We start from the raw sequence: 12,999 nt of genomic DNA on the forward strand, positions 1-12,999 counted from the left end.
TCCTCTTAGTCATTCCGAACAAGGGGCGTGATCGTCTACGGTGCGGCGCGTCTCTCCTAAAGCCACGAAATCGCCGTCCCGGATCTCATAGAAGCGCCTGATGCACTGATTGAACGCGCCGTCCGAGGTGTCTTTCCAGTCTGCCATAATCAGACGGCTCTCGAGCCTGAAGTCGAGTGCAAGCTGGTAATAGTCCTCACCGCCAATCGGGAAGGCCAGCATCGCACCATTCCGCAGATCGACCATTTCGACGATGGTGCATGATCCGCCGCACCCGATGGGGACGATCGCGTAATGCCCGCCAGCATTGGGGCCTGCCGCGACGGCCTGCCTGATCCTGGTGCGGTAGGTGGCGGCATCCCCGGTATAATCGGGATGAACAGGCGTGCCCTGTAATGTTTCCGCAGCCGGATAGTCGGTAAAGGCAGGTTCTGCCGAAGCTATAGCCGCCGGCACCGCGACAGCCCCCAGGATCGCCAGGAATGCTGTCGCCCTCAAGATTGCGTTCATGGCCATGCTTATACCTTTCCTCGCAAAGTCCGCTTTTTCAATGCGCTACCTATTGATTTTTCGCTGCCTGGGCCAAGGTTGGTTAGGGGCGCGAAAACAGTGTCGCTCGCGCCTTTCACATGGTCAACTTTGGAAGGAGTAGGCAATGTCGCAAAACCGCTTGCAGCAACTGATGCAAAGGCACGCACGTCTCGAACAGGAGATCGGTGAAGAGAGCCGCAGACCGCTTCCCGATCAGGCGCGCATCATCCGGCTCAAGAAGCTGAAGCTCGCCATCAAGGATCAGATCGCACTGTTTGAGACACAGGACCGCAAGCTGGCGGCCGCCTGAGCCCGTGGCGGAATCCTGGCTGGAGCGAGGCGACAGGCTTCGCTCCAGCCTGACTTCAGTCCGATCGCCCACCCAATGGAAGTTCGGCCGTCAATAGCGGCCCGTCGCGTGGATGATCACCAAATCGCCAAAGCAACCAGATTGCCAACATAATTGCAGCGAAGCATCATTTTGCAAACGTCCTTCCGCGTGCCAATTCGAGCGCGAACGACTCGCAGGAGTGCTGATTTCGGAACCATTACTTTGATAGGGCGTAACGCTCCTATAAGGCCGGGGAGCGAACAAGGCATTCCTGATACATAAAGATGTGACAGCTCCGGCCATGTTAGACATGGAGAGGATCGTCATGGCCGCGAGTAAGAACAAGCTTGGCGAATCACAAGCAAGTGCACCGGATCCTGCCGGAGCCGACTTCAAGCCCAGCTATAGCGAGGATCAAGGCCCCGGCGGCGAAACCCATCAAATCGCCGGCGGCGATGTCGCGACCCTCACTACAGCGCAAGGTGGTCCTGTTGCCGATGACCAGAACACGCTGCGTTACGGTGCCCGCGGACCCGCGCTTCTGGAAGACTTTCACTTTCGCGAGAAAATCTTCCACTTCGACCATGAGCGCATTCCGGAACGCGTCGTTCACGCGCGCGGCTATGCGGCGCATGGGTACTTTGAACTCACCGACAGCCTCGCCGATGTTACGCGCGCCGATGTTTTGAGCCGGGTTGGCGAAAAAACGCCGGCTTTCGTGCGCTTCTCGACAGTGGCGGGGAGCAAGGGCTCGTTCGATCTGGCACGCGACGTTCGCGGGTTCGCGGTCAAGATCTATACGCGGGAGGGCAATTGGGACCTCGTCGGGAACAACATCCCGGTCTTCTTCATCCAGGACGCGATCAAGTTTCCTGACCTTGTCCATTCGGTGAAGCCCGCGCCCGACCGGGCGTTTCCGCAGGCGCAATCTGCCCATGACAATTTCTGGGACTTCATCTCGCTGACCCCTGAAAGCTTCCACATGATCATGTGGACCATGTCCGACCGGGCGATCCCGCGCTCGTTCCGCTTCATGGAAGGATTTGGAGTTCATACCTTCCGGCTGCTGGACAAGGACGACCACTCGACCTTCGTCAAATTCCATTGGAAGCCGAAGCTCGGCCTGCAATCGGTGGCCTGGAACGAGGCGGTCAAGATCAACGGGGCTGATCCCGATTTTCATCGCCGCGACCTGTGGGATGCGATCACGAGCGGGGATTTTCCGGAATGGGAGCTTGGCGTTCAGCTCTTCGATGAGGAGTTCGCCGAGAAGTTCGCCTTCGACGTCCTCGATCCGACCAAGATCATCCCCGAAGAGGAAATCCCTGTCCGGGTGATCGGCCGGCTCGTACTTGACCGCGTCGTCGACAATTTCTTCGCCGAGACCGAGCAGGTCGCCTTCATGACCCAGAATGTGCCGCCGGGGATCGATTTCTCAAACGATCCACTGCTGCAGGGGCGCAACTTCTCCTATCTCGATACGCAGTTGAAGCGGTTGGGCAGCCCCAATTTCACGCATATCCCGATCAATGCGCCGAAATGCCCCTTCGCCCACTTCCAACAGGACGGGCACATGGCGATGCACAATCCCAAAGGGCGCGCCAATTACGAGCCCAACAGCTGGGGCGCTGAAGGCGGCCCGCGCGAGGATCCGGTTCGTGGGTTCCGCAGCTTCGCGGGCGAGGAAACCGGCCCAAAGGCCCGGATCCGGCCAGAGAGTTTTGCCGATCATTACAGCCAGGCCCGGCAATTCTACATCAGCCAGACGCCGATCGAACAGAAGCATATCGGCGATGCGCTGGTGTTCGAACTGAGCAAATGCGAGCGCGAGGATATTCGTTCGCGTGTGGTCTCGCATCTGATCCACATCGACAAGGACCTCGCCGCCACGGTCGCCGATGGGCTGGGCCTCGACCTTCCCAAGCCGGCCAAGGCAGCCAGCGCCGTGGTCGATACGCTTCCACCCTCGAATGCCCTCAGCATCATCAAAAATGGGCCGGACAGATTCGAAGGGCGCAAGCTTGGCATCCTCATCACCGACGGGGCGGACGCCGAGATGTTCAGTGCTCTCGTTGCCGCGGTGAACAAGGAAAAGGCGGTCTATGAGATCGTCGCGCCGAAAATCGGCGGGGCAACGCTTTCTGACGGGACGAAGGTCGCGGCTGATCAAAAGATCGATGGCGGTCCATCGGTACTATATGATGCAGTGGCTGTACTCGCGTCGGAATACGGAGCGGCTCTGCTGGCCGGCGATGCGACGGCCAAGGACTTCGTCACCGATGCCTTCGCGCATTGTAAGTTCATCGGCTATTCGGCGGAGGTCATGGCGCTGCTCGAGAAAGCCGGCCTGGCCGAAGATCTCGACGATGCCTGCATCGAGCTGGGCAAGAAGGCGGATGCCACGTCATTTATCGAGGCGTGCCGTGCGCTGCGTTTCTGGACGCGAGAGGCGGAAGTCGATCTGGACGCGAAGGGCTAGACGCCCATGCTCGCCGCGATCCCCTGCTTCATGCCCAACCTGTCGAAGCAAACGAAAGACAACACAAACCGGCGCATAGCGGCAAGTTACGTGCTCCCGATCGCAGCACGCAGCCCTCAGATTCGCGCACTTAGCGGGTATCTCCGGAAATTGTCTCGAATCCTCGACGATGTCGTCGTCGTGGATGGATCGGCGCCAGAGGTTTTCGATCGTCATGCCCGCGCATGGGGCGACTATGTGCGACACATCCGGCCAGCAATCCGGACGACCAACGGCAAAGTGGCAGGCGTCGTCACCGGGGTGCAGGCGGCCAGGCATGAGGCTGTCGTCATCGCCGACGACGACGTTCGATATCGGGCAGCCGAACTGAGACAAATGGCCGGTCTGCTGACGGGCTATGAGGTGGTCCGTCCGCAGAACAGATTTGTGCCCTTGCCCTGGCATGCGCGCTGGGACACGGCGCGCAGTCTTCTCAATCGGCTCACCGGTGGCGACTGGCCTGGCACATTGGGCGTACGCAAATCCGCGCTCCTGAAAGCAGGCGGCTATAGCGGGGACGCTCTTTTCGAGAATCTGGAGATGGTCCGCACCGTCAAGGCTGCGGGAGGCCGGGAAGCGTTGGCACTTGATCTGATCGTAGACCGGCGGCCTCCCACCGCGCAGCATTTTCTCTCGCAACGTACCCGGCAAGCCTATGATGAGTGGGCCAGGCCGGGGCGTCTGGCTGCCCAGCTATCGTTATTGCCACTGAGCGTCTGGCTGACGCGAAGAATTGGGCCTTTCGCCTTGGTTGTGATCGCCGCCCTCGGCATCACTGCGGCGGAAGCCGGTCGCCGGAAGGCGGGCGGGCAATTGGCCTTTCCCTCCTCAAGCGCATTATGGGCACCCGCCTGGCTTGCGGAACGGGCACTAACCTCATGGGCCGCCCTCTCGACGCGTCTTCTGTTCGGCGGCGTCAAATATCGCGACAAGCGGCTTAAACGCGCCGCCACCCCGATGCGGGAATTGACCCGCCGCGTCGTGGGATAGCGTGAGCTGCCTCACATTATGCGATAGTGGATCGGCTTGAAGGTGCCGCCGTTTGACGCATAGGCCGAACAGGCCGTGAGCCCGACAACCAGGTCCATCAGGGCTTTAAACCGGATGTAATCGCCCGGCTTGCTCGTTGGCGGCAGAACCTGGAGCCGCCCGGACGCGCTATCCACCGGCACGTTCATGAAGATGTTGAAGGCTGTCGAGATCGACCATTCGCTGATACCATAGGGCTGCAATGCTTCGCCCAGATTGCCTTGGCATCCGCGATGGACAGGCTTCTCAGGATAGAAATGGCGAAAGGTCGCCTCACTGCACGGCGTCAGCAGGAAATCATGCCGCCCCACTGTGTCGTCGACGATTTCAAGCATGGGGCGCGAACGGTTGGACCAGAGACGGTTTCCGGTCGTCAGGCTGATCGTCTCCTCATAGTCGAAGGTTCGGCCGTTGGAGATGAGTTCGCGGACGTCATCATGGCTGAATGCCAGCATGTCGCTGACCTGCTCACCTTGCGGATCGATGACTTCCAGCGTTTCGCCAGTCCGCAGTACGAAGGCGGCTCCGCTGCGTGGCGGGATTTCCATAATCGCGCTCATGCCCGTGGGTCCCGAAACGGACAGCGCCAGTCGGGCGGAACCTGCCGGCCACTATATTGCCGTGCTTCGCTCGCCTCTCCATGGCGGGCAAGCATCGGGTTGATGTCGCCGGCAATCTGACGGTCACGCTGGAGGATTTTCTCCCGCATCCGCTCATATTTGCCCTCTTCGCGCAATTGTTCGAACTGATCATGCAGGTTGAAGATAAGAGTTGGCGATGGAAATCTGCGCGCTGGCCGGGATGCATTGGGGTGAAGACCTACGACGAAAAATGCCTCTCCGCCAAAGCTCAGAGAAAAATGCGGATCGTTCGGGTCGGGGCTGACCCGATGGTCATAGGGTTGACCCAACCAATGGTCCTTATCCGCAAAGGATTGAATGCGGTCCCACATCGCCAGTTCGAAATCCGCCTCATTGAGAGTGACGGGGCCTTCAAATACGACCGCAAGACTTCTCAGTCCCTCCGGTGAAGCGCGGTAATCGGCTGCCCATTTCAAAAGAATCTGATGTATACGTAGGTCGTCCCAGTTACTGATCAGGCTATAGCAGGGCAGGATTTTCAATGTCCCTTTCGCTAATGCCGATTTGGCGCCAACACATGGAAAGGCGGCATCAGCTATTCTGTCTCGGACGCCTCGCTCAAGTGCATCAGGATTTGTGGCGCTGATCATCGCCCCCAATTGTCTATCCTCTCAACCTGTCTGCTTTCTCCATCAGAAAACGAGCAGATCGCCTGATGGTTTCAGATCAGCCAGGTATGTTCCGCAAGATAACGTAGAAGAGTTATGATTGGCCGATGGGTTGGAACGTGATGTTGTTTTCTCAGATCATTGGCCGGTTGAACGACGGCGACTTAGCTTCGTCGACGAAGCGTAGGCCCATCCTTCCGCACAGCGGCCGTCACTGGCCAACCGCATTCCAGGAGACGATCGTTGATCGCAGAACCGATCAGCCCGGTTGCGCCGAGAACCAGGATATGACGATCGCTTCTGGTGTCGGCGAGCGCCATTCAACTGGTTCCGCTTCCTGGCTCGGCCATCTTGCGGTGCTGTTCCGCCGGCACCGATTGCGGGAGCACGCCCGCTGCCATCACCTGCAACTTGTTCTTCCACCCCGAAATTACGCTGTCCTTGCCAGCCAACAGGGCATCCCAGCCATCCTTGGCGACAACGGCCGGATCTGATTTGTTGTCCGCCTGACCAACCTTGGTGTCGTCCATGCCGGCACGGTGGAAGAACTCGGTCTCGACCGGGCCAGGTTCCAGGGTGGTGATCGTGATCCCGGCATGCTCCTTGAGCTCGTTGCGCATCGCGGCGGTGAAATTGTCGATGAACGCCTTGGTGCCGTTATAGACCGCTGAGAAGCTGCCCGGCATCCAGCCCGCGATCGATCCGGTCACGAGGACCTTGCCTTCACCCTGCGCCACCATCTTCGCGAGTATCTTCTGCAACAGGTAAACGGTGCCCGTCACATTGGTGTCGATGACATGGCGCCAGTCGCTGACTGCGTGGTCGAGAAACGGTCCGCCCAGGCCATGTCCGGCGTTCGCGCACAGCAGATCGATATGCCGGCCACCAGCGGCGTCGAGCAGTCGGTCGACCCCTTCGAGCGTCGCGAGATCGACTTCGAGCGTCTGGGCATTGGCGATCCCGATGGGAGGATCGACAAAGGGCGTGTCGGCGACCAGCAGCAGGTCATATCCGTCCGCAGCCGCCAGCCTCGCAAGCTCGGCGCCGATGCCGGTCGAGGCGCCGGTGATGATCGCGAATTTGTCGGCCATATCAGTTTCTCCTTACGCAGCCACCCGGTCGAGGCCGGGCTTGAGCACCACCTTGGTCACGTCGTTCTGATGATCGTGGAAGATCTTATAGCCCTCAGGCGCCTCGCTCAGCGGCATGCGATGGCTGATCAGGAAGGTCGTATCGATCTTCCCTTCCATGATCGCAGTGAGCAGCCCGGGCAGATAATGCTGCACATGAGTCTGGCCGGTCTTCAGGGTCAAACCCTTCTCCATGAAGGCGCCCAGCGGGAACTTGTCGACAAAGCCGCCATAGACCGCCGGCATCGAGACGCGGCCGCCCTTGCGGCAGGCGATGATCGCCTGGCGGATCGAGTGGGTCCGGTCGGTTCCGGTGAAGGTCGAGACCTTGATCTGGTCCCAGACATTGTCGACGAACAGGCCGTGTGCCTCCAGCCCGACGGCATCGATGCAGGCATCCGGGCCGATGCCGCCTGTCATCTCCATCAGGGCCTCATAGGTTTTGCTCTCTTCGAAGTTGAGCGTCTCGGCGCCGAACTTGGCCGCCAGTTCGAGCCGGCGCGGGAAGTGATCGATGGCGATCACGCGTTCGGCACCCATCAGGAAGGCGGACTGGACGCAGAACAGGCCGACCGGGCCGCAGCCCCAGACCGCAACCGTATCGCCCGGCTCGATCTGTGCGAATTCCGCCGCCTGCCAGCCGGTGGGCAGGATGTCGGACAGGAACAGCACCTTGTCGTCCTCGATTCCGTCGGGGATGACGATCGGGCCAACATCGCTGAATGGTACGCGGACATATTCGGCCTGTCCGCCCGCATAACCGCCGGTCATGTGGCTGTAGCCGAAAAGGCCGCTCATCGGCTGGCCGTAGAGCGACTGGGCGATGTCCTGATTGTCGGCCGGATTGGCGTTGTCGCAGGCGGAATATTGATGCTTGCCGCAATGATAACAGCCGCCGCAGGCGATGGTGAATGGCACAACCACGCGCTGGCCTTTCTTGAGCGTCGACCTAGGGCCGGTCTCGACTACTTCGCCCATGAACTCGTGGCCGAGGATATCGCCCGCCTGCATCGTCGGAATATAACCGTCGTAGAGATGCAGGTCCGAGCCGCAGATCGCAGTCGAGGTGACCTTGATGATTGCGTCGCGCGGGTTCAGGATTTCGGGATCGTCCACGGTATCCACGCGGACATCGTGCTTTCCGTGCCATGTCAGGGCGCGCATCAGGCGGCCTCCTCTTGCAATTGCTTGTGTGTGCGTGCCGCCGTAGCGATCTCGCCGGTTTCCATGAGTTGCTTGAACCGCCTGAGATCGCGCCGAGCCTGAATCGCCGGCTCGCGCTGGAACATCTTGGCGATGACCTTGCCAATGAATCCAGCGGGCGGGTCGTAAAGGATGGTGGCGGTGACCACCGTCCCGCGATCACCCGCGTCCCGGAAGTCGATGCGTCCGCTGTTGGGGACATCCGCGCCTTCCGCCGATGCCCAGGCGATTAGTTCGTCAGGCCGCTCCTCGGTGATGACGGCATCCCACTCAACCGTCTTGCCGCCGGGTGCCTTGACCACCCAGTGGCTTCTCGCATCGTCGATGACATCGACGCGCTCGACACTGTCCATGAAAGTCGAAAGCCGGCTGAAATCGCGCCAATAGGCGTAGAGTTCGGCGCGTGTGCGGTTGATCGTCACGGAGCGGCCGACAAGGCTATCGCCCTTGGCCTCAAGCAGATTCTCGGTCGCATCGACAATCTTGTCGCTGCGCTTCGATGTCGTGATCGGTGCATCGTCACGCAAATCGGCCATTGCACTTCTCCTGCGGAAAGGGTTCTTCGGTGCGCGGGGCTCAATTGCAAAACGGGCATCATGGCTGCGTCGTTCCAGCTGGACGCACAGCCTGTCACGGCCACGGCTCGGTCCGCATCAAATCCGGCGAGCCGGTGAGTCTAAGTGTCGAACTGTGGGGCACGTGATTTGTTGCCGGCGGTGGGGTCTGCTATCGTGCAGACTGGCCGAGGCCGACGCACAGTCGGAGCTAAGCCGCGGACATCTCGCGGACGCCATTGCTATTCCTTCAATGCGCTGCCGCAAGGAAGGATCGAACATGTCACCGGCAAGTCTGCATTCCCTGTCCGACCCGCACTTTTCCGCCGATATGGCGGCCTGGCTTGCGGCGATCGTCGAGGATACGACTGATGCGATCCTCAGCAAGACGCTGGACGGCACCATCACCAGCTGGAATGCAGGTGCCGAGCGGCTGTTCGGCTATTCGCGCGAGGAGGCGGTCGGACGGCCGATAAGCCTGATCATCCCTGAGGAACGTCTGCATGAGGAGGCCGATATCGTGGCTCGTCTGCGGCTGGGCGAACGCATCGGCCGGTTCGAAACAGTCCGGTGTACCCGCGAGGCCGTACCTGTTCATGTCGAAGTGACGATCTCGCCGCTTCGCGACCCCAACGGGACGATCATCGGCGCCTCCACGATCGCGCGCGATATAAGCGACCGGCTGCGCCATGCGGATGAGCAGGCGCTGCTGCTGAGCGAGATGCGGCATCGGGTCAAGAACCTGTTGTCGATCGTCCAGGGTCTGGTCAGCATCGGCAGCCGCCGCGCCGATGATATCCAGACGTTCATAGAGCAATTGAACGCCCGCATCACGTCGCTCGCTGCCGCGCAGGCGCTGGTGCTGCACAGCGAGGACAGGGCCGAGGGCGCCTGCACGACCCTGGGCGAAATCCTAACGGCGGTGATGGCGCCCTATAGAGATGCCGGCATTGCCCTGACTGATTGCGACGCAGTAGTCGGCCAGCATGCGATGACGTCGCTTGCGCTGCTGTTCCACGAACTCGCCACCAATGCGGTCAAATATGGTGCGCTCTCCAATCCAGAAGGATCGCTCAACGTCAGCATCGCCACCGATGCCGTAACGGTCTCCATATTCTGGCGGGAAGCTGGCGGCCAGCGATCGGAAAGTCCTCAGGCGGGTTTCGGTACGAGCCTGCTCGATGCGACGCTCAGGGGACTTCAGGGGACGATCGTCCAGGAATGGCGCGATGGCGCTTTCGAGACTGTCCTGAAGCTGCCGCGGGACGCCCTGGCGCGCTGAGGAAAGGCCACTGCCGCATCCCAAAGGGAACGGTGGTGGTAGGATAGAGGTTTCTCGCCAGACGATGGTGCCAACAAAGAGAAGGAAGATGTCCTCGCAGAACAAGACCACCCCGGCGCCGGACGCCGAGACGCTGTCACCGGCTTTACCTGACGACATCATCGAGGCGGCGATGTCCCTGCTCGAAACCGCCAGCAAGGCGAAGATCGGGATCGCGACCGCGGAAAGCTGCACCGGCGGGCTGCTCGCTTCGCTGCTTACCGATATCGAGGGCGCCAGCAATGCCTTCGACCGCGGGTTCGTCGTCTACAGCAAGGAGGCGAAATGTGACCTGCTCGGCCTCAGCCGTCAGATGATCGACGATTGCGGCGCGGTCAGCGAGCCGATCGCCCGAGCGATGGCCGAAGGCGCCTTGCGCCGGTCGGACGCCGGGCTGGCGATTGCGATCACCGGCTTTGCCGGCCCCGGCGAACCCGGTGACGAACCTGGGCTGGTGCACTTCGCCTGCGCCGCGCATAGGGTGGAGACACGCCATCTCGTCCACCATTTCGGTAACATCGGGCGCGGTGCGACACGGATTGAGAGCCTGCGCGTCGCGCTCGAGATGCTGGCCGACATGCTATCGACTGTGGCGGGTCGCCCGCAGCGAGCGGCCTGAGCTATGGTCATGGCAGCGCAGCCGCCAGACGGCATCAGACAGAAGCATGAAAGCAACAGTCGGCGCGCCAACCCCTGGCCGCTCCTCCTTCTCGCCGTGTTGCTGGGCGCGGGATTGACCGGCCTATTTGGCGGCCAACCGGCCGTCGTTCGACAGACGTCAAACGACATGTTAGCCCTGAGCGTACGATCGCCGGAAACGCTGCGCAACGGCATGGCGTTCGAGACAGTCGTCGAAGTCACGCCGCACCGCCCGATCGGTGATCTCGTCATCGCCGTCTCGGATGGACTGTGGCGGGAAATGACCATCAACACGATGATCCCGGCCGCAGGTGATGAAAGCCACAGGAGCGGCTTTCATCGCTTTTCCTTCGGTGAGGCCAAGCCAGGCGAGACGTTCCGCTTCAAGGTCGACGGCCAGATCAATCCACCACTGTTCGCGGGCACGAGCGGCGAGGTCGTGGCGCTTGACGGGGAGCGCCGGCTGGCCGCCGTGCCGGTCACGATCAAGGTGCTGCCCTGATGGATATCATCCTGCGCGCCAGCGTGATGTTCTTCGTCATGTATCTGTTGCTCCGGCTGCTGGGCAAGCGGGAGCTAAGCCAGGTCACGCCGTTCGAACTGGTGCTGCTCGTCGTCATGGGCGACCTGGTCCAGCAGGGCATTACCCATAATGATCTCAGCATGACGGGCGCTGCGCTCGCCATTGGCACCATCGCCTTCTGGGCACTTTCGCTAAGCTGGATCACCTATCTCTCGCCCCGCGCCGAGCGCCTGCTGGAAGGCGTGCCCCGCGTGCTGGTCAAGGACGGTGATCTGATCATGGCCAATATGCGCCGCGATCGCATCACGCGCGCCGAGGTGGAAATCGAGATGCGACTGGCCGGCATCGCCAGGATCTCCGAGGTTGCGTGGGCCATTCTCGAGCCCAACGGCAAGATCAGCTTCATCGCGAAAAAAGAAGACGAGACATCTAAACAGGAAGATGACGACAAGACGGTGTGAAGATGTTCGCATCAGCTTCTTCACGCTTCGTCGTACTGCGAGTCGCTTGCAGGGAACAGATGGCATGATCCGCTCATTTTCCGGGCAGCACTCCACAGGAGGATATTATGCCCAGCGAAGCCTTCACCGACGCTATTGCCCTGCTCAAGGCCGATCACCGTAAGGTCGAGGACCTGTTCGAGCAGTTCGAGAAAGCCACGTCATCGAGCAGGAAGCAGACGCTCGCCCACGAGATATGTACCGAGCTCAAAATTCACACGCTGATCGAAGAGGAAATCTTCTATCCCGCCTTTCGCGGCAAGATCGAGAGCGACACGCTCGACGAAGCCTATGTCGAGCATGACGGCGCCAAGGTACTGGTGAACGACATCGAAGCCGGCACCCCCGAGGATGATTTCTACGACGCCAAAGTCAAGGTGCTCTCCGAGGAGATCAAGCACCACGTCCATGAGGAGGAAATGCCGTCCGAAGGCATGTTCGCCCAATGTCGCAAGACCGATGTCGATCTCGTCGCGCTGCGCGACCAGATGCTTGCACGCAAGGAGGAGTTGACGGCGCAAGCGCAGTCAGCCGGATTGCCGCTGGCCCAGCCAACCGCCGTGCATCTGATCGCCGCCTGAGGTTGGACCACGAAGGATGTGACCAATGACCGACGATCCCCGTCCGCCTTATCCAGAGCAGCAGCAGCCGATGCCGGGGAGCACCGATGCGATGGACCCACGGCCCGATCATGGCGAGGAGAGCTATGTTGGGTCCGGCCGGCTGGCGGGGAAACGGGCGATCATCACCGGCGGCGACAGCGGCATTGGGCGGGCGGTTGCGATCGCCTATGCGCGCGAAGGCGCTGATCTCCTCATTTCCTACCTCAATGAGTATGAAGATGCCTGCGAGACCCAGAAATGGGTTGAGGAGACGGGTCGGAAGGCAGTTCTGGTACCCGGCGATATCAGCGACGCCGCGCATTGCGGGGCGATTGTCGAAAAGGCGCTCGCGGAGTTGGGTGGTGTCGATATCCTCGTCAACAACGCCGCCTATCAGGCGAGCTTTGAGGATATCGGCGACATTTCCGACGACGAGTGGGCGTTGACCTTCGCCGTCAACATCCATGCGATGTTCTATCTTTCCAAGGCTGCGGTCCCGCATTTGAAGAAGGGTGGCGTGATCATCAACACCACGTCGATCAACGCCGATCAGCCCAATGCCAGCCTGCTCGCCTATGCAACCACCAAGAGCGCGATCCAGAATTTCACGATGGGCTTGGCGCAAATGCTTGCGGACAAGGGCATCCGCGTGAACTGCGTCGCCCCCGGCCCGGTTTGGACACCCCTGATCCCGTCGACCATGCCGCCAGAGGCGGTGAAGAGTTTTGGCGAGAATACGCCGCTCGGCCGTGCGGCACAGCCCCGCGAACTGGCTCCGCCTTATGTTATGCTGGCGAGCGACGAGGCGAGCTACATCACCGGCGCGACCGTCCCAGTGACCGGCGGACGCCCATTTATCTAGTCCCACA

Annotated in this window: 16 protein-coding genes; 9 read left to right on the forward strand and 7 right to left on the reverse strand. The window is 60.8% G+C overall.

Annotated elements, in window-relative coordinates:
- Positions 1-9: 9 nt before the first annotated feature.
- Positions 10-516: a hypothetical protein gene (locus tag U8326_RS13465; protein ID WP_324740898.1), complete on the reverse strand. Its 507-nt coding sequence runs from the start codon at positions 514-516 to the stop codon at positions 10-12.
- Positions 517-655: 139 nt separating this feature from the next.
- On the opposite strand from U8326_RS13465, the gene U8326_RS13470 reads away from it, so the two are divergent.
- From U8326_RS13470 to U8326_RS13480, 3 genes are all read left to right on the forward strand, one after another.
- Complete coding sequence (locus tag U8326_RS13470) at positions 656-841, forward strand: YdcH family protein (RefSeq protein ID WP_324740899.1); 186 nt, start codon at positions 656-658, stop codon at positions 839-841.
- A 331-nt stretch (positions 842-1,172) separates the two neighbouring features.
- Positions 1,173-3,341, forward strand: coding sequence for a catalase (locus U8326_RS13475; RefSeq protein WP_416385486.1), 2,169 nt, complete (start codon positions 1,173-1,175; stop codon positions 3,339-3,341).
- 6 nt (positions 3,342-3,347) lie between these two features.
- A complete protein-coding gene (locus tag U8326_RS13480; protein ID WP_324740900.1) occupies positions 3,348-4,370 on the forward strand; it encodes a glycosyltransferase family 2 protein in 1,023 nt (340 codons plus the stop codon).
- Positions 4,371-4,381: 11 nt separating this feature from the next.
- On the opposite strand, the gene U8326_RS13485 is transcribed toward U8326_RS13480, so the two are convergent.
- The 6 genes from U8326_RS13485 to U8326_RS13505 form a co-directional block, all read right to left on the reverse strand.
- A complete protein-coding gene (locus U8326_RS13485) occupies positions 4,382-4,969 on the reverse strand; it encodes an urea carboxylase-associated family protein (RefSeq protein WP_324740901.1) in 588 nt (195 codons plus the stop codon).
- Positions 4,966-5,640: a guanitoxin biosynthesis heme-dependent pre-guanitoxin N-hydroxylase GntA gene (gene gntA, locus U8326_RS13490; protein ID WP_324743618.1), complete on the reverse strand. Its 675-nt coding sequence runs from the start codon at positions 5,638-5,640 to the stop codon at positions 4,966-4,968. The genes U8326_RS13485 and gntA overlap by 4 nt, the downstream gene beginning before the upstream one ends.
- A gap of 182 nt (positions 5,641-5,822) precedes the next feature.
- Positions 5,823-5,978, reverse strand: coding sequence for an NAD-dependent epimerase/dehydratase family protein (locus U8326_RS16440; protein WP_416385487.1), 156 nt, complete (start codon positions 5,976-5,978; stop codon positions 5,823-5,825).
- Positions 5,979-6,749, reverse strand: coding sequence for an SDR family NAD(P)-dependent oxidoreductase (locus tag U8326_RS13495; protein ID WP_324740902.1), 771 nt, complete (start codon positions 6,747-6,749; stop codon positions 5,979-5,981).
- A gap of 12 nt (positions 6,750-6,761) precedes the next feature.
- Positions 6,762-7,952 carry a zinc-dependent alcohol dehydrogenase gene (locus tag U8326_RS13500; protein WP_324740903.1) on the reverse strand — a complete coding sequence of 397 codons (1,191 nt, stop codon included), beginning with the start codon at positions 7,950-7,952 and terminating at the stop codon, positions 6,762-6,764.
- Entirely contained in the window at positions 7,952-8,527 is a 576-nt protein-coding gene (locus U8326_RS13505) for an SRPBCC family protein (RefSeq protein WP_324740904.1), read from the reverse strand. The genes U8326_RS13500 and U8326_RS13505 overlap by 1 nt, the downstream gene beginning before the upstream one ends.
- 298 nt (positions 8,528-8,825) lie before the next feature.
- Between U8326_RS13505 and U8326_RS13510 the strand changes: the two genes are divergently transcribed.
- The 6 genes from U8326_RS13510 to U8326_RS13535 all read left to right on the forward strand — a co-directional run bounded on the left by U8326_RS13510 (position 8,826) and on the right by U8326_RS13535 (position 12,992).
- Positions 8,826-9,827, forward strand: coding sequence for a PAS domain S-box protein (locus tag U8326_RS13510; RefSeq protein ID WP_324740905.1), 1,002 nt, complete (start codon positions 8,826-8,828; stop codon positions 9,825-9,827).
- 88 nt (positions 9,828-9,915) lie between these two features.
- Positions 9,916-10,485, forward strand: coding sequence for a CinA family protein (locus U8326_RS13515; protein WP_324740906.1), 570 nt, complete (start codon positions 9,916-9,918; stop codon positions 10,483-10,485).
- Positions 10,486-10,494: 9 nt separating this feature from the next.
- Positions 10,495-11,007: a hypothetical protein gene (locus U8326_RS13520; protein WP_324740907.1), complete on the forward strand. Its 513-nt coding sequence runs from the start codon at positions 10,495-10,497 to the stop codon at positions 11,005-11,007.
- A complete protein-coding gene (locus U8326_RS13525; protein WP_324740908.1) occupies positions 11,007-11,489 on the forward strand; it encodes a DUF421 domain-containing protein in 483 nt (160 codons plus the stop codon). Before U8326_RS13520 ends, U8326_RS13525 begins: the two co-directional genes overlap by 1 nt.
- Positions 11,490-11,596: 107 nt before the next feature.
- Positions 11,597-12,109, forward strand: a complete 513-nt coding sequence (locus U8326_RS13530) for a hemerythrin domain-containing protein (RefSeq protein WP_324740909.1) — start codon at positions 11,597-11,599, stop codon at positions 12,107-12,109.
- Positions 12,110-12,134: 25 nt separating this feature from the next.
- Entirely contained in the window at positions 12,135-12,992 is an 858-nt protein-coding gene (locus tag U8326_RS13535; RefSeq protein ID WP_324740911.1) for an SDR family oxidoreductase, read from the forward strand.
- Positions 12,993-12,999 lie beyond the last annotated feature (7 nt).

It is taken from the genome of Tsuneonella sp. CC-YZS046 (genome assembly GCF_035581365.1).
Lineage (GTDB): Bacteria > Pseudomonadota > Alphaproteobacteria > Sphingomonadales > Sphingomonadaceae > JAWKXU01.

Excerpts from the sequence above, each read along its gene's own strand:
- U8326_RS13495 (WP_324740902.1), bottom strand. The coding sequence starts at position 6,749 with ATGGCCGACAAATTCGCGATCATCACCGGCGCCTCGACCGGCATCGGC.
- U8326_RS13500 (WP_324740903.1), bottom strand. The coding sequence starts at position 7,952 with ATGCGCGCCCTGACATGGCACGGAAAGCACGATGTCCGCGTGGATACC.
- U8326_RS13525 (WP_324740908.1), top strand. The coding sequence starts at position 11,007 with ATGGATATCATCCTGCGCGCCAGCGTGATGTTCTTCGTCATGTATCTG.
- U8326_RS13535 (WP_324740911.1), top strand. The coding sequence starts at position 12,135 with ATGACCGACGATCCCCGTCCGCCTTATCCAGAGCAGCAGCAGCCGATG.
- U8326_RS13470 (WP_324740899.1), top strand. The coding sequence starts at position 656 with ATGTCGCAAAACCGCTTGCAGCAACTGATGCAAAGGCACGCACGTCTC.
- U8326_RS13475 (WP_416385486.1), top strand. The coding sequence starts at position 1,173 with ATGGAGAGGATCGTCATGGCCGCGAGTAAGAACAAGCTTGGCGAATCA.
- U8326_RS13520 (WP_324740907.1), top strand. The coding sequence starts at position 10,495 with ATGGCAGCGCAGCCGCCAGACGGCATCAGACAGAAGCATGAAAGCAAC.
- U8326_RS13505 (WP_324740904.1), bottom strand. The coding sequence starts at position 8,527 with ATGGCCGATTTGCGTGACGATGCACCGATCACGACATCGAAGCGCAGC.
- U8326_RS13530 (WP_324740909.1), top strand. The coding sequence starts at position 11,597 with ATGCCCAGCGAAGCCTTCACCGACGCTATTGCCCTGCTCAAGGCCGAT.
- U8326_RS13485 (WP_324740901.1), bottom strand. The coding sequence starts at position 4,969 with ATGAGCGCGATTATGGAAATCCCGCCACGCAGCGGAGCCGCCTTCGTA.
- U8326_RS13510 (WP_324740905.1), top strand. The coding sequence starts at position 8,826 with ATGTCACCGGCAAGTCTGCATTCCCTGTCCGACCCGCACTTTTCCGCC.
- U8326_RS13515 (WP_324740906.1), top strand. The coding sequence starts at position 9,916 with ATGTCCTCGCAGAACAAGACCACCCCGGCGCCGGACGCCGAGACGCTG.
- U8326_RS13480 (WP_324740900.1), top strand. The coding sequence starts at position 3,348 with ATGCTCGCCGCGATCCCCTGCTTCATGCCCAACCTGTCGAAGCAAACG.
- U8326_RS13465 (WP_324740898.1), bottom strand. The coding sequence starts at position 516 with ATGGCCATGAACGCAATCTTGAGGGCGACAGCATTCCTGGCGATCCTG.
- U8326_RS16440 (WP_416385487.1), bottom strand. The coding sequence starts at position 5,978 with ATGGCGCTCGCCGACACCAGAAGCGATCGTCATATCCTGGTTCTCGGC.
- gntA (WP_324743618.1), bottom strand. The coding sequence starts at position 5,640 with ATGATCAGCGCCACAAATCCTGATGCACTTGAGCGAGGCGTCCGAGAC.